Annotated in this window: 12 protein-coding genes; 6 read left to right on the forward strand and 6 right to left on the reverse strand. The window is 75.7% G+C overall.

Annotated elements, in window-relative coordinates; genetic code table 11:
• Nucleotides 1-124: 124 nt before the first annotated feature.
• Together QSK03_RS11825 and QSK03_RS11830 are read right to left on the reverse strand one after the other, a co-directional pair.
• The gene (locus QSK03_RS11825; protein WP_285651983.1) at nt 125-793 is read right to left on the reverse strand and encodes a sortase domain-containing protein; all 669 of its coding nucleotides are present in this window, start codon (nt 791-793) and stop codon (nt 125-127) included.
• 5 nt (nt 794-798) lie between these two features.
• Entirely contained in the window at nt 799-1,947 is a 1,149-nt protein-coding gene (locus QSK03_RS11830) for an excalibur calcium-binding domain-containing protein (RefSeq protein WP_285651984.1), read from the reverse strand.
• Nucleotides 1,948-2,200: 253 nt separating this feature from the next.
• Here QSK03_RS11830 and QSK03_RS11835 point away from each other — a divergent pair, with 253 nt between their 5' ends.
• Genes QSK03_RS11835 through QSK03_RS11845 form a run of 3 tightly spaced genes read left to right on the forward strand, consistent with a single transcriptional unit; the run spans nt 2,201 to nt 4,240 of the window.
• Nucleotides 2,201-2,884, forward strand: coding sequence for a hypothetical protein (locus tag QSK03_RS11835; protein ID WP_285651986.1), 684 nt, complete (start codon nt 2,201-2,203; stop codon nt 2,882-2,884).
• Between the two features lies 1 nt (nt 2,885).
• Nucleotides 2,886-3,554 carry a class F sortase gene (locus QSK03_RS11840; protein ID WP_285651988.1) on the forward strand — a complete coding sequence of 223 codons (669 nt, stop codon included), beginning with the start codon at nt 2,886-2,888 and terminating at the stop codon, nt 3,552-3,554.
• 56 nt (nt 3,555-3,610) lie between these two features.
• The gene (locus QSK03_RS11845; protein WP_285651991.1) at nt 3,611-4,240 is read left to right on the forward strand and encodes a class F sortase; all 630 of its coding nucleotides are present in this window, start codon (nt 3,611-3,613) and stop codon (nt 4,238-4,240) included.
• Between the two features lie 80 nt (nt 4,241-4,320).
• Here QSK03_RS11845 and QSK03_RS11850 read toward each other — a convergent pair whose 3' ends face one another.
• The 3 genes from QSK03_RS11850 to QSK03_RS11860 form a co-directional block, all read right to left on the reverse strand.
• Complete coding sequence (locus QSK03_RS11850) at nt 4,321-6,441, reverse strand: glycosyltransferase family 39 protein (RefSeq protein ID WP_285651993.1); 2,121 nt, start codon at nt 6,439-6,441, stop codon at nt 4,321-4,323.
• Between the two features lie 73 nt (nt 6,442-6,514).
• On the reverse strand, nt 6,515-7,789 hold the full coding sequence (locus tag QSK03_RS11855) for a bifunctional glycosyltransferase family 2/GtrA family protein (RefSeq protein WP_285651995.1): 1,275 nt from the start codon (nt 7,787-7,789) through the stop codon (nt 6,515-6,517).
• Between the two features lie 70 nt (nt 7,790-7,859).
• Nucleotides 7,860-9,983, reverse strand: coding sequence for an ArnT family glycosyltransferase (locus tag QSK03_RS11860; protein WP_285651998.1), 2,124 nt, complete (start codon nt 9,981-9,983; stop codon nt 7,860-7,862).
• A gap of 148 nt (nt 9,984-10,131) precedes the next feature.
• Here QSK03_RS11860 and QSK03_RS11865 point away from each other — a divergent pair, with 148 nt between their 5' ends.
• The 3 genes from QSK03_RS11865 to QSK03_RS11875 all read left to right on the forward strand — a co-directional run bounded on the left by QSK03_RS11865 (nt 10,132) and on the right by QSK03_RS11875 (nt 13,128).
• Complete coding sequence (locus tag QSK03_RS11865; RefSeq protein WP_285652001.1) at nt 10,132-10,980, forward strand: alpha/beta fold hydrolase; 849 nt, start codon at nt 10,132-10,134, stop codon at nt 10,978-10,980.
• 10 nt (nt 10,981-10,990) lie between these two features.
• Entirely contained in the window at nt 10,991-11,518 is a 528-nt protein-coding gene (locus tag QSK03_RS11870) for a dihydrofolate reductase family protein (protein WP_285652003.1), read from the forward strand.
• A 98-nt stretch (nt 11,519-11,616) separates the two neighbouring features.
• The gene (locus QSK03_RS11875; RefSeq protein WP_285652006.1) at nt 11,617-13,128 is read left to right on the forward strand and encodes a S1C family serine protease; all 1,512 of its coding nucleotides are present in this window, start codon (nt 11,617-11,619) and stop codon (nt 13,126-13,128) included.
• A 177-nt stretch (nt 13,129-13,305) separates the two neighbouring features.
• Here QSK03_RS11875 and QSK03_RS11880 read toward each other — a convergent pair whose 3' ends face one another.
• Nucleotides 13,306-14,700, reverse strand: coding sequence for an LCP family protein (locus tag QSK03_RS11880; protein ID WP_285652009.1), 1,395 nt, complete (start codon nt 14,698-14,700; stop codon nt 13,306-13,308).
• Nucleotides 14,701-14,794 lie beyond the last annotated feature (94 nt).

Genomic DNA, 14,794 nt, shown 5'->3' on the forward strand with positions numbered 1-14,794 from the left:
GGCCCACCGCGGACACCTGGCGTCCGTATCGCCACACGGTCGCGACGACACGCTCACCCGACACGCCGGCGGCCGGGCCCCTCCTCGAGAGGGACCCGGCCGTCGCTCGCGTGCCGTGCTCCACCTACGCGCGGTAGGCCTCCACGGCGTGGCCGAACACCACGATGTTGTCCTCGTAGCTGCGCACGTCGGCGTCGAAGTCGCCGCCGCAGGTGATCATCCGCAGCGCGGGGTCGCCGGTCGGCCCGTAGACCTCCGCGGTCGGGAAGGCGTTCTTCGACACCTCCGCGACCCGGTCTACCGCGTAGACCACCGTGACGCCGTCGGTGCGCTCGACGAGCACCTGGTCGCCGGCCGCGACGTCGGCGAGACGGGCGAACCCGCCCTGCGCGCCGTGGTAGTTCACGTGGGAGGCGTAGATCGCCGGGCCGGTCTGGCCGGGCGCCGCGCCGCCGCGGTAGTGGCCGACGGTCGTGGCGTCGCCCGGGACCTCGAGGCGGCGGTCCTCGGTCTGGCCCAGCTCGGTGAGCTGCCGGGTGTCGACCCCGATCGACGGGATGCGCAGCGCCGCCGTCTCCGCGGGCTCGAGCGGCAGCGCCACCGCGGTCCGCTGGGCGGGGAGCTCGACGGTCGCGGGGCCGGTGCGCTGGGACGAGCCGCCCTGCACGTAGGCCACCACCGCGAGCAGCGCGAGGACGACGAGGATGCCGATCGTCGCCCGGGTCCCGACGCCGGAGCCCTTCGCGGTCCTGTCGGCCCGCGGTTCCGGGGTGCGGTCGGTCGTCGTGGTCACGGCGCTCAGCCCTGCCGCGCGAAGCGACGGACCACGACCATGCCGGTGACACCGAGGCCCGCGAGGGCGCCGGCCGCCAGCGCGACCTCGACGTCCGACGCGCCGGTCCCCGTGCTGCCGTCACCGGTCGAGACGCCACCCTCGGGGTAGCCGTCGTAGTGGACGTAGGCGACCTCGTCGTCGTCGTGCGCGTTCCACTCGCACGCCACACCGTCGTCGTCCCCGTCGAGGCGGAACGGGTCGGAGCGGTCCCAGTCGAGGATCGCGTTGGCCTCGTCGTAGGTCAGCTCGTCGCAGTCGACGTCGTAGCGGTGGTTCCAGTACGTGAAGTACACGGACCGGACGTCGAAGGAGACGCACTCGTGGTAGCAGCGGACGACCTCCTGCTGCACCTGCTCCGGGTCGGCGGTGCCGTTGACCGCGAGACGGTCGCACAGGCCGGTCAGCGCCTGGCTCACCTGCGTGACCTGCGCGTCGGGCACGGACAGCCCGCTCGCGAAGAACCGGCACACCTGCTGGGCGGTCGGGTTCGACGGCAGCTCGGTGAGGCGGTTCCCGCCGAGGGGCAGGTTGCCCTTCCCGGGCTCGAAGGTGACCGGGAGCGTGGTGCCGTCCGGCAGCTGGATGGTCGTGAGCTGCTGGGCGAGCTGCTGGCCGCTGTCGGCGACCGCCGCGCGGGTCACCGGGGCGCCGGCGCCGGTGGCGTCGTCACCGCCCGTGGTCGTGGGCGCGGTCGCGGTGGTGGTCTCGGTCGTGGTCTCGGCGGTCCCCGTCGTCGAGCCCGGGGCGGTCGCCGCACTGCGGGCGGCGCTCGACTGCCCGCTCCCGGAGCCGGGGGTGGCCGACCCGCCGCCGTCGACCGCGTCGGTGGTGCCGTCCGCCGGGGTGACCCCTGCGACGCTGCCCGAGGGGACGGAGCTCGAGGTGTCGGTCTCGGGCGCGGTCGAGGTGGTCGTCGTGGTCGTCGTGGTCGTCGAGGAGCTCGTGGTCTCGCACGCCCCGCCGACCCACGACCCTCCGGCGTCGTTGCACTCGGCCTCGGTCGTCGCGCTGGTGATCGGCGCCGCGAGCGCCAGACCCGGAGCCATCACCGCCAGTCCCACGCAGCCGGCCAGCACGACCGCGGCGCTGCGGCTGCTCCGTCGACCCCTCATCCGTACTCCTCGTCAGGTGCCTGCGGCCGAGTGCTCTCAGCCGTATGACCCACGCTTCGCACGGAGAGTCACCGTCGTTACCGGATCTTTGGCCTGCCTTGGGAGACCACCCGTTCAGGTGACGGCGCGACGTCGTCGCCGGTGATCACAGCGCGGCGCCCCGACGAAGACGGCAAGGCCGACATCCGTACCCATCCGAGGCCCACGCCGTTAGGGCGATCGGAGGACACGGGCGAACAGATCGGGTCGGGACATGGGGAACGGGCGTCGGCGCGTGGCGAGCGCGCTGGTCGGGCTGGTCGCGGCGGGGATGATCTCCACCGCCGGGATCGCGGTCGCGGAGGACGGGGACGGCGGCGGAAGCGGCTCGGGCTCGGGCTCGGGCGACAACAGCCTCGGGTCGGTGATCGGCGGCCTGATCGACGGCCTCACCGGGCTCCTCGACGGCGACGGCTCGTCGCCGGTCCCGGACATCCCGTCGCTGCCGCTCCCGGACACGGGCAGCTCGTCGAGCACGTCGTCGCCGACCACCTCGCCGTCCACCGGCGTCACCACGGAGACCGAGACCGTGACCGTGCCGCCGGTGGTCTACGGCCCGGGGAGCCCGTACTACCACTACGTGGTCCCGGTCCGACCCGTGTACCTGCTGAACTGTTGGGACTTCGCGGACCGCGCGGACGCCCAGGCGGTGCTCATCGCCGACCCGTCGGACCCGAACAACCTCGACGGCGACAACGACGGCCGGGCGTGCGAGTGGGGCGTCGGCGGTCCCCGCTACCACCACGGCTACCCCGTCGGCGGCGTCGCCACGGGTGACGGCTCCGGGTCGGGTGCGACGTTCGGTCAGGTCGCCTTCCTGGTGATCGCCGGCATCGGGGCGGGCGCCGGGGTCGTGCGCGGCGGCCAGGTCGTCGCGGCCCGGCGGCGGACGGTCTGAGGTGGCCGCACCCGAGGCACCGCCGGAGACCCCGTCCCGGCGCGAGGGCGTCCTCGACAAGGCGACCGGCCGCATCACCGCTCTCGTGCTCGCGGTGCTCGCCGTCGGCGTCCTGGTCGCGTTCCTCAACAGCGGCGACGAACCGGAGGGGCCGCGGAGCACGTCGCTGCCGCCGGCCGAGCGCGTGAGCGTGCCGACGCCGCTGCCGGCGGCGCCGATCACCGGTGTCGACGCCCCGACGATCGGGCTGAGCACCGGCGACACCACCAGCCTGGGCCTGCGCGACGACAACTCCCTCGACGTGCCCAGCAACGCGGCCACGGTCGGCTGGTACGAGCGCAGCGCGAGCCCGGGCGAGGTCGGGCCGGCCGTGCTCGCCGCGCACGTGGACTTCCGCGGCGAGCAGGGCGCCTTCGCCCGCCTCGGTCAGCTGCGGCCCGGCGACACCGTCGAGGTCCACCGGGCCGACGACACCACCGCCGTGTTCGCCGTCGAGAGCGTCGACCGGTTCGCCAAGGACGCCTTCCCGACCGACGCGGTCTACGGCCCGACGCCCGACAGTCAGCTCCGCATGATCACCTGCGGGGGCGTGTTCGACGAGCGGACCCACAGCTACCAGGACAACGTCGTCGTCCGGGCGCACCTCACCGGGGCGTACCGGCCGATCTGAGCCGCCCGACCGACACGCCGGTCGTCCGACCCACGCCGACACCGCTCCGTGGGGGCATGCTCGACCGGGTGAACGGCCGGATCGCCGCCCTCGTGCTCGCCGTGCTCGCGGTCGGCGTGCTCGTGGCGTTCGTCGGGCAGGGCAGCGGCCCGTCCGATCCCCCCGCGGCGGCCGGTCCGCCGGTCCCGCCCGGCACGCGGGTGCCCGTCCCCGTGCCGCTGCCCGCCGCGGACATCACCGGCGTCGACGCCCCGACGATCGGGCTCTCCACCCGCGAGACCACCGACCTGGGTCTGGGGCCCGACGACGCCCTCGAGGTGCCGCGGGACGCCGAGACGGTCGGGTGGTACGACGGCGGAGTCAGCCCCGGCGAGGTGGGCCCCGCCGTGCTCGCGGCCCACGTCAACTACCGCGGTGAGCAGGGCGCCTTCATCCACATCGGGCGGATGAAGGCGGGCGACGCCGTCGAGGTCCACCGCGACGACGACACCACCGCGGTCTTCACCGTCGACCGCGTCGAGCAGGTCGCGAAGGCCGCGTTCCCCACCGAGGCCGTGTACGCGCCGACGCCCGACGGGGAGCTCCGCATGATCACCTGCGGTGGGGAGTTCGACGGCGGCGCCGGCAGCTACGTGGACAACGTCGTCGTCTTCGCCCACCTCACCTCGGCCTACCGCACCGCCTGACGGCCGGGGCGAGGGCCGCGCGAACTCGGGGGGAGAGTCCGCACGGCCCTCGCGGGCACCGGCCGTGCCGGTGGTCCGGGTCAGGACCTCGGGGCGCTCAGGTCGTAGACGGTGCGCCCTCCGACGTCGATCGGCGTGAAGTGCTGGGTCACCCAGGTGCGGATCTCCGCCGTGGTGCCCCGCGCGCCGGGCCCGCCGCGGCCGACTCGGGCATCGTCCCCGGGAGACCGGCCGGGAGCCCCACCGCCCGGGCCCCCGCCCTCGACGTAGTAGCGCACCTGTCCCGACGCGACATCGGCCTGGAACTCGGCCAGGGTCGGGGCGGGGTCGCTGCCCATGAAGCCGCCCATCGCCATCACCGGGACGCCGCTGGCGAGCTGCAGCGGTGCCTGGCTCATGGCGCCGTCGGTCGCCGCCGCCCACCGCGTGCCCGCGCCCCGCAGGAGGGCGACGAGCTGTGGTGACGGGGTCTCGCCCTCGGGGCCGCCCCTCGTCGCACCGCCGCGGGCACCGTCGCGCGCCCCGCCGTCGCGGCGGCCGCCCGGCCCCCCGCCGGGGCCACCTGTTCCGCCGAGCGGGCCCGCGCTGACGATCGAGCCCTGGTGCGGGGTCACGGCCGTCTCGGCCGCGAACGCCGTCGACCCGCCCAGCACGGCGACGAGCGCGGCGAGCACCCCCACCGTCGCGACCCGACTCCACCGGGCCGGCGGGACGAGCACGGCGAGCGCGCCGAGGACCCCGACGACGAGCAGCACCCAGCGCGCCCACGGGAGCCACGCGTGCTGGGTGAGGATCACCGCGCTCCACGCCGCGGTGCCCGCGACGACGACCGCGAGGACCACCCGCGACCAGAGCTCCGTCCGGCGACGCCACACGACGGATGCCCCGACGGCCGTCGTCAGCGCGATCCCGGGCGCCAGGGCCACGGTGTAGTAGGGGTGGATGATCCCGCTCATGTAGCTGAAGACCAGCGCGTGCACGAGCATCCACGCGCCGGCGAGGACCAGCAGGCCGCGGGTGCGGTCGGTGCGCGGGGCCCGCCGCAGGGCCCAGAGCGCGGCGGCGAGGAGCACGATCGCCGCGGGCAGCAACCAGGATGCCTGGCCGGAGAACTCGGAGGTGAACAGCCGCTCGATCCCGGCCTGCCCGCCGAAGCCCCCGCCGGGGCCGCCGGGACCGCCGCCGGGGCCTCCCATCGCGCCGGGTCCACCCATGCCGCCGGGACCACCCATCGCGCGGGGTGCGCCCGCGGGGGGTGCACCGCCGCCGGGTCCGCCGCCCGGGCCGCCCCCGCCGCGCTCGTTGCCGAAGATGCGGCCGAGGCCGTTGTAGCCCAGCGCGAGCTCGAGCAGCGAGTTGGTCGTCGACCCGCCGATGTACGGCCGCGACGAGGCCGGCCAGATCTCGACGAGCGCGACGAACCAGCCGGCCGACACGACGATCGCGGCGGCACCCGCGAGCAGGTCGCCGATCCGGCGGCGCAGGCGGGACGGGGCGACGACGAGCACTCCGAGCGCGAGGGCGGGGACGACGAGCATCACCTGGAGCTGCTTGGTGAGGAAGCCGAGGCCGACGAGCGCACCGGTGGCGACGATCCACCACGTCCCGGCCCGCCGACCGGCGGCGTCGATCGCCCGGGTCGTCGTGTACAGCGCCGCGACCATGGTCAGGACGAGCATCGCGTCGGGGTTGTTGAACCGGAACATCAGCACCGCGACCGGTGTCGCGGCGAGCAGCGCCCCGGCGGCTAGCGCGGTGCGCGGACCGGCCCAGCGCCGCGCGGTGAGGTAGAGCAGCCCGACCGACGCGACGCCCATGAGGGCCTGTGGCGCGAGCATCGACCACGGGCCGAACCCGAAGATCCGCCCGGACAGCGCCATCACCCACAACGAGGCCGGCGGTTTGTCGACGGTGATCAGTCCCGGTGCGTCGAGGGCACCGAACAGCCAGGCTTTCCACGACTGGGTCCCGGCCTGCACCGCGGCGGCGTAGAACGTGTTCGCGTCGCCCGTCGCGCCGAGGTTCCACAGGTAGGTCAGCGCGGTGACGGCGAGCAGGCCGAGCAGCGCCGGGCGCACCCAGCGGGGGTCGTCGGCGCGCCCGCGCCACGCCCGCCGGACCCACGGGGGGCGCGGGGGCGAGCTCGGGTCGGCGGGCGGCGCTGACGTGGCGACCATGTCGGGGTCGGTCGCGGTGCTCATCGGTTCTCCGGGTTCATGATCGAAGTACGGATACGGACGCTGAGTGTCTGTGACGGCACTTCGCTGACAACCCTCACGCGCGCTGGCGGCGGGGGTGGAAGACCCAGGCGCGGTAGGCGACGAAGCGCAGGAGGGTCGCGACGAGGTTCGCCACGACGAGGACCGCGAGCTCGACGGCGTGCGACGCCGCCGGGGCGACGACGCCGAGCACGGCCAGCGAGCCCGACGTCAGCACCAGACCCAGGCCGAACACCACCAGGCCCTCGACCTGCGAGCGTCCGGCGTGACGGCGCCCGCGGATGCCGAAGGTCAGGCGCCGGTTGGCCGCGGTGTTGGCGACCGCCGTGATCACCAGCGCGAGCAGGTTCGACGGCTGCGGGCCCAGCACGCCGCGGAACAGCGTGTAGAGCAGCAGGAACGCGAGCGTGGACACGATCCCGATCGCGGCGAAGCGCACCATCTGCCCGGTCAGGCCCGGCGTCACGCCGGCCATCTCGTCCGGGGACGGTTCCGCCGAGAGCGGCTCGCGGCCGAACTCCTCGCGCAGCCGGGCGACCGGCAGCGCCCCGGTGGCGAGCGCGCGCCCGACGCGGGCGACGCCCTTGAGGTCGGCGATCGCGGTCGACACGACGTCGACGCGCGAGTCCGGGTCGTCGACCCAGTCGACGGGCACCTCGTGGATGCGCAGCCCGGAGCGCTCGGCGAGCACCAGCAGCTCGGTGTCGAAGAACCAGCCCGTGTCCTCGACCAGCGGCAGCAGCCGGCGGGCCACGTCGCCGCGGATGGCCTTGAACCCGCACTGGGCGTCGGAGAAGCGCGCCCGCAGCGTGCCGCGCAGCAGCACGTTGTAGCAGCGGGAGATCACCTCGCGCTTGACCCCGCGGACCACCCGCGACGCCGGGGCGAGCCGGGACCCGATCGCCAGGTCGGAGTGCCCGGAGATCAGCGGCGCCACCAGCGGCAGCAGGGCGTTGAGGTCGGTCGAGAGGTCGACGTCCATGTAGGCGAGCACCGGGGCGTCCGACGCCGACCACACCGCGCGCAGCGCCCGCCCGCGGCCCTTCTCGTCGAGGTGGGACACCTCGACCTCGTCGTACACGCCGGCGAGCTCCTCGGCGACCGCCAGGGTCGCGTCCGTGCTGGCGTTGTCGGCGACGGTGATCCGGAAGGGGTAGGGGAACTCGTCGGTCAGGTGGCAGTGCAGCCGGCGCACGCACGGACCGAGGTCGCGCTCCTCGTTGAAGACGGGGACGACCACGTCGAGCACGGCGCCTCCGGTCGCCTCGATGGGCTCCCGGACGGCGGAGTGGCCTGCGGACGGGGCGCGGAGCGGGGTCGCTGCGGTCATGATCGCAGCGTCGGAGTCGTTCGTGGACCGGTCGTGTGCCGAACCTGTGGGCGGGCTGTGCCTGTCCACGTCACACCGCCGCCGGGGCGGTCAGGTCGTAGACGGTCGTGCCGCCGACCGACGTGGCGCGGTAGTGCGACGCCACCCAGGCCGCGATGCGGGCCGCGTCGTCGCTGCCGCCGCTGTCCGTGGTGGAGATCGACGCCGAGCTCTCGTCACCGACGAACCAGTGCACCGCCCCGGACGCGACGTACGCCTGGAACTGCGCGAGCGTCGGCGCCGGATCGGTGCCGTTGAAGCCGCCGAGCGCCATCACCGGCGCCCCGGAGGCGAGCTGGTAGCCCGCCGCGGCGTTGGAGCCCACGGCCGCCGCGACCCAGGTGTGCCCGGCGGCGCCGTCGCGCAGCAGCGCCGTCAGCTCCGCCGAGGGCCGGCTCGCCCGGAGCAGCGTCATCATCCCGCCGCCACCACCGGGGCCGCCCCGACCGCCGCCGTCCCGCGCCGCCGCGCCGGGCGGAGCCCCACCGGGGACCCCGGGGCCGCCCGGGCCGCCCGCCCCGGGGACCCCGGGGCCGCCCGGTCCACCGCCCGGGGACCCGCCGCCCGGGAACCCACCGCCCGGGAACCCACCGCCCGGACCGCGACCGCTCTCGGGTCCCGCCGAGGGCAGCGCACCCTCGTGCGCGGTGGCCGCGGTGACCACCGACGAGGCGGCCGGCCCCGCGATCCCGAGCACGACCGCGGCCGCCAACAGACCGGCCGCCGCGACCCGGCCCGCGCCCGCCCGGCCCCACGCCGGGCGCAGCGCCAGGACCACGAGCCCGGCGGCGACGGCCAGGCCCCCGGCGAGCACGACCGCGCGCAGCCACGGGACGAACGTCGGCGTCTCCCGCAGCAGCGACCACGACCAGACCGCGGTCACCGCGACGACGACCGCCGTGACACCGTGGGCGAGCCGGTCGCGCCGGCGCGCGAGCGTGACCGTCCCGATCCCGACCAGCGCGGCGATCGCGGGGGCCAGCGCCACGGTGTAGTAGCTGTGGATGATCCCCTGCGAGAGCGTGAACACCGCCCCCGTGACGATCAGGACGCCGCCCCAGAGCAGCGCCGCGGCCCGGGTGCGGTCGGTGCGGGGAGCCCGCCACGTCAGGGCGAGCAGCGCGACGAGCAGCAGCAGGGCAGCGGGCAGCAGCCAGGAGATCTGGCCCGCCATCTCCGAGGAGAACAGCTGGAGCAGCGAGCCGCTCGAGCGCCCGCCGCCACCGCCGCCACCGCCCCCGGGGCCGACGCTGCCGGTCTCGTCACCGGTGAGGCGCCCGAGGCCGTTGTAGCCGAGCAGGAGCTCGACCGCGGAGTTCGTCTGCGAGCCGCCGACGTACGGCCGCGACGAGGCGGGCCACAGCTCGACGACGGCGACCCACCAACCGGCGGCCACCAGGAGCACGACGGCGGTCGGCAGGAGCGCGAGCAGCCGGGCGCGCACCCGTCCCGGCCCGGCGACGAGCCAGACCGCGGCGAACGCCGGCAGCACGAGGAACGCCTGCAGCGACTTGGTGAGGAAACCGGTGCCGACGAGCGCCGCGGCGAGCGCCAGCCACCGCCAGGCCCCGCGCGGGGTGTCGGCGTCGACGGCGCGGGCCAGCGCCCACGCCCCCGCGACCAGCAGGAGCACGAGCAGCGCGTCCGGGTTGTCGAACCGGAACATCAGCGTGGCCACCGGCGTCAGCGCCAGCACGAGGCCGGCGAGCAGCCCGGCGGCCGACCCGGCCCACCGGCGGACGGTGACGACCAGCAGCCCGACCGTCGCCACCCCCATGAGGGCCTGGGGGACGAGGATCGCCCAGCTGGTCACGCCGAACAGGCGCGCCGAGAGACCCATCACCCACAGCGAGGCGGGCGGCTTGTCGACCATGATCAGACCGGGGGCGTCGGACGCACCGAAGAACCACGCCGACCAGCTCGTCGCCCCCGCCTGCGCGGCCGCCGAGTAGTAGGCGTTGGCCCAGCCCGACGCCCCGAGACCCCACAGGTAGAGCACCGCGGTGCCGACGAGCAGCGCCGGCAGGCCCCACCGCGTCCGGCGCACGTCGCCCCCGCCCGCGCGACGGCGGGTCGGCGTGCCCGTCACGGCGGGGACGCGCGGGGCGGACGGCCGCAGCGGGGAGCGCAGGGCGGCGAGGAGCGGGGACGCCATGATCGGGCACGGTCGTCCCCGGGGCTGTCCCGATGCTGGACGCGACCTGTGTGCCAGCTGTGCACGGACAACCGGTTGCACTTGACAACCACTACCGGTGTCCGGTGCAGTACCGGTTGCACCGTGAAACCGGTCGGAGGGCGGCGACATGGACATCGAGGTCGAGGCGGGTGTGCACCTCTGCGTGGAGTCGCTCGGCGAGCCGGACGCCCCGGCGCTGCTGCTCCTCGCCGGCGGCGGCTGGTCGATGGACTGGTGGGACGACGAGCTCTGCGCCCTTCTCGTCGCTCGGGGGCTGCGCGTGATCCGGTACGACCAGCGCGACACCGGCGCGTCGACCACCTGGCCGCCGGGCGCTCCGGGCTACACCGGCGGCGACCTGCGGCGCGACGCGCTGGCCGTGCTCGACGCCCTCGAGGTGCCGCGGGCGCACGTGGCGGGTCTGTCGATGGGTGGCGGTGTCGCCCAGTGCCTCGCCCTGGAGCACCCCGAGCGGGTGGCCGCCCTGACCCTGATCGCGACCAGCCCGGTCGACCCCGCCGTCGGCGACCTGCCCGGCCCGGCCCCGGCGGTGACGGCCGCGTTCGCCGGCGAGGCCACGGTCCCCGACCCGGCCGATCCGCAGGCCGCGGTCACCGCTCTCGTCGAGGCCGAGCGCCCCTTCGCGGGACCGGGCGCGTTCGACGAGGCGCGGATGCGGACGATCGCCGCGCGGGTCGTCGCGCGCAGCCGGGACCTCGCCGCCGCCGGGAACCTCTTCCTCGCCGCGTTCGAGCCACCGGCCAGCACCGACCTGCGGACCCTGGCCGGTCTCCCCGTGCTCGTCGTCCACGGCACGGCCGACCCGCTGTTCCCGGTCGAGCACGGCCGCGCGCTCGCCGCGGCCGTCCCCGGCGCCCGCCTGCTGGAGATCGAGGACATGGGCCACCAGCTGCCGCCCGCCCCGACGTGGGAGCGCCTCGTCGGGGCGATGCTCGACCAGCACGTCCCCCACTGAGGAGTCCCCGATGGCGAAGCTCATCTTCTCGGCGGCCGTGTCGCTCGACGGCTTCATGGCCGGGCCCGGGGGCGACATGTCCTGGCTGACCGAGTTCGTCGGCGAGGAGAACCCCGAGGCCGAGCGCCTGCTCGCCCGCACCGGAGCCCTGCTCGTCGGGCGTGTCACCCACGACGGCGACGACCCGAACGCGGGCACGGACGCCGAGGGCGCGTTCGGCGGTCGCTACGACGGCCCGGCGGTCGTCCTCACCCACCGGCCACCGGCCGCCCCGGTGCCCGGCGTCGAGTTCGCCACCGACCTCGCGACGGCCGTCGACCGCGCGACGGCGCTGGCCGGCGACCGCGACGTCAACATCCTGGGTGCGGACGTGGCCACGCAGGTCCTCGACGCGGGGCTGCTCGACGAGATCGTCGTGTTCGTCGTGCCCGTGCTGCTGGGTGACGGGACGCGGATGTTCCCGCGGCGCACCCGCGACCGCGTCCGCCTCGAGCAGCTGCCCGGAGAGACCGGGCACTGGTACCGGATCGTGCGCTGAGCGGTTCGTCCGGTTCAGGCCCGGTTCGCAGCCGGCTCTCAGGAAGCCCGCAGGTGTGACGCAGTGTCGGCACAGTCGACGGGCCGACCCTGGAGCGCGTGAGCGACACCAGCCCCTCCTCCCCCTCCGACCCGTCGCGTGCGGCGACCGGGTCCGGCGCCGGGACGCTGCCCCACGGTCCCCGTGGGGAGTGGCCCGGCGGCTACCCGACGGCCCCCTACGGCTCGGGCCTCGGCCGCCACGGCGGCACGTCCGGCGCCACGCCCCCCGCGGGCACCCCGTGGGCCGGGCACGACATCCCCGGCGGCCAGCCGCCCGGACCCCCGACCTCGCCCGGACCGGGCTCCGCCCCGCCCCCGCCGTCCGGCCCGCGCCGGCGTCGGCCGGTCGCCCTCGTGGCCGGCGCGCTCGCGGCGGTGCTCGTCGCCGGTGGCGTCGGCGGCGCGGTGGGCTACGAGGCCGCGTCCTCCGGCGGCGGCGGCAACACCTCCGTGCTCTCCTCGGCGCCCTCGGGCTCGGGCGAGGCACCCGCGGCGGCGGCACCCGCCGGCTCCGTCGAGCAGGTCGCCAACACGGTCCTGCCCAGCGTCGTCCAGCTCGAGGGCCCGTCGGGCGAGGGCTCCGGCGTGATCATCTCCCCCGACGGTCTCATCCTCACCAACGCCCACGTGCTCGAAGCAGGCCAGGCCCAGCAGCAGCAGTCGCCGCTCGGCGGGCTCGGCGGGCTCGGCGGGCTCGGCGGTCTCGAGGGCGGTCAGGGCGGAGAGGGCGGCCAGGGCGGCCAGGGCGGCCAGGGCGGCCAGGGCGGCCAGGGCGGCGGCCAGGTGCCCGGCGCCCAGGCCCAGGGCCTCACCGCGGTGTTCCAGAACGGCAACCGCGCGCCGGTCCAGGTGGTCGGCACCGACACGAGCGCCGACCTCGCGGTCGTCCGCGCCCAGGGCGTCTCCGGGCTCACCCCGGCGACGATCGGGAACTCCTCGCAGCTCCAGGTGGGCCAGGACGTCGTGGCCGTCGGGTCGCCGCTCGGGCTCTCGGGCACGGTGACCACCGGCATCGTCAGCGCCCTGCAGCGTCCCGTCGCCAGCGGCGGCGCCCAGAGCGGTCAGGCGACGGTGCTCGACGCGATCCAGACCGACGCCGCGATCAACCCCGGCAACTCCGGCGGCGCCCTGGTCGACATGCAGGGCCGCGTGGTCGGGATCACCTCGGCGATCGCCTCGCTCGGCGGGCAGTCCTCCGGCGGCGAGCAGTCGCAGTCCGGCTCGATCGGGCTGGGCTTCGCGATCCCGATCGACCAGGCCGCCCGCATCGGCAACGAGCTGGTCACCCAGGGCTTCGCCACCCGCGCCGTCCTCGGCGTGAGCGTGGCCGACGGCCAGGGCGGCGCGACGCTCGGCCAGGTCACCCCGGGCGGGCCTGCCGCGGCCGCCGGGCTGAACCAGGGCGACGTCGTCACCAAGGTCGGCGACCGGACCATCCAGGACGCCGACAGCCTCGTCGCCGCCATCCGCTCGCAGCAGCCGGGTGCCCCGGTGACCCTGACGGTCACCTCGCCCGGGGCCCAGCCCCGCCAGGTCCCGGTGACCCTGGGCTCGGAGCGCTCGAGCTGACACGAGGTCCCGCCCCGGCACGGCACCAGGGGCGGGCCATCCGGGCGAGCGTCTGCTCCGGACGCCGCGCCCAGGGAGGACACGGCGGAGCGCAGCGGACCGCATCGAGCGCAGCGAACGCCCTATCGGCGTGCTCAATCGGATGTTCGCTGCTTCTCTGCGCTCGCGAGCGTCGAGTCAGTTGACGCAGCCGGGCGCGGCGGCCGTGATCGGCGGTGTCGACGAGACGACCGCCTTGGTGCCGGCCGAGGAGGTCGAGGAGGTCGACGAGGTCGAGGAGCCGTCCTCGCTCGAGGAGCTCCCGTCGCCGGACCCGTCGTCGCCGGAGCTCCCCGACTCGTCATCCGAGCTCTCGGCGTCGTCGGAGGCCGCCGCGAGACGGTCCTGGCTCGCGCTGACCGAGGCGTCGGAGGACCCGACGGCCGGAGGCGGCATGAGCGCGGCCGCCGCCGCGGGGTTGCCGGCGTCCGCGGCGATCGCCGTCGCGACGAACGTGTGCACGCTGCGCGGATCGACCTCCACCGCGGTGCCGTCCGAGGAGGTGCTGAGCTCGGTGGTGCCGGTCGGGATGGTGCGGAAGGTGACCGCACCCGCGGACAGGCCCTGCATCTGCCGCGCGAACCCCAGGACGTCCCAGCCGGCGTCGAGGGTCACCGAGCGCGAGACGCTGTCGGTGATGCGCGCGACGGCGAAGGGGTCGGCGAGCGTGCCCGCCGAGAGCAGCCTCTCGGTCGCACCGGCGAGGAACACCTGCTGGCGGGCGATGCGGTCGAGGTCGCCGTTGGGCAGGCCGTGGCGCTGGCGGACGAACGCCAGGGCCTGCGCCCCGGAGACCTCCTGTGGACCGCCGGGCAGGGAGAGCCCGGTGTACGAGTCCTGGGTCGGCGCCCGCAGACAGACGGGCACGCCGCCGATCGCCGTGCTCAGGTCGGCGAAGCCCGCGAGGTTGACCGCGGCGAAGTGGGAGATCGGGAGCCCGGTGAGCTGCTGGACGGCGCCGATGGTGGCGCGGGCGCCGGCGGCGGCGGCCGCGCGCACCACCGCGGGGTCGTGCGGCGACGCCGGGCCGGCGGCCTCGGCGGCGAAGAGGCTCGTGGTGCCGGTGGGCCCGGAGCCGGTCATCGCGTCGGTCGCCTGCGCCGCGGCCCGGGACCACGCCGAATTGATCTTGTGTCGCCCGAGGCCCTGCCCGAGGTCGACATAGGAGTCGCGCGGGATCGAGATGGCCGTCGCCCGGCCGCCCCCGGCCGGGATGTGGACGACCGTCAGCGAGTCGGCGGTGCCGCCTCCGGAGTCGCTCGCGCCCGCGTTGAGCGCCGCGAGGACGTCGTCGGGCAGCGGGTTCCCCTGCGCGTCGGTGCGGTTGTCGAGACCGACCAGCAGGATGTTCTGCTCGCCCGCCGGGGTGGGCGACGGCCCGTCGATGACGGCCGCCGCGGGCGTGGATCGATCCAGAGCCTGCAGCTGGAACCACCCGAGCGCCGAGGCGGCGAGGACGGCCACCGACAACGCGCCGACGGCGGTGCGGACGACGAACCGCACACGCCAGGAGCGCGCGAAGGGACCGGACACCCCGTCAGCGTTCCCGGTTCCCGCCGCCCCGTCACCTCCCAGTGCAGGGCATCTCAGTGTGGAACACCCATCCGTGACCTCATCGCCCCACAGT

Origin of the sequence: Actinomycetospora sp. NBRC 106375 (assembly GCF_030269665.1) — a bacterium.
In the GTDB taxonomy this organism is placed as follows: Bacteria; Actinomycetota; Actinomycetes; order Mycobacteriales; family Pseudonocardiaceae; genus Actinomycetospora.

Bases quoted from the DNA above. Each gene is read 5' to 3' on its own strand.
- QSK03_RS11835 (WP_285651986.1), top strand. From the start codon at position 2,201: ATGGGGAACGGGCGTCGGCGCGTGGCGAGCGCGCTGGTCGGGCTGGTC.
- QSK03_RS11830 (WP_285651984.1), bottom strand. From the start codon at position 1,947: ATGAGGGGTCGACGGAGCAGCCGCAGCGCCGCGGTCGTGCTGGCCGGC.
- QSK03_RS11860 (WP_285651998.1), bottom strand. From the start codon at position 9,983: ATGGCGTCCCCGCTCCTCGCCGCCCTGCGCTCCCCGCTGCGGCCGTCC.
- QSK03_RS11865 (WP_285652001.1), top strand. From the start codon at position 10,132: ATGGACATCGAGGTCGAGGCGGGTGTGCACCTCTGCGTGGAGTCGCTC.
- QSK03_RS11870 (WP_285652003.1), top strand. From the start codon at position 10,991: ATGGCGAAGCTCATCTTCTCGGCGGCCGTGTCGCTCGACGGCTTCATG.
- QSK03_RS11845 (WP_285651991.1), top strand. From the start codon at position 3,611: ATGCTCGACCGGGTGAACGGCCGGATCGCCGCCCTCGTGCTCGCCGTG.
- QSK03_RS11855 (WP_285651995.1), bottom strand. From the start codon at position 7,789: ATGACCGCAGCGACCCCGCTCCGCGCCCCGTCCGCAGGCCACTCCGCC.
- QSK03_RS11850 (WP_285651993.1), bottom strand. From the start codon at position 6,441: ATGAGCACCGCGACCGACCCCGACATGGTCGCCACGTCAGCGCCGCCC.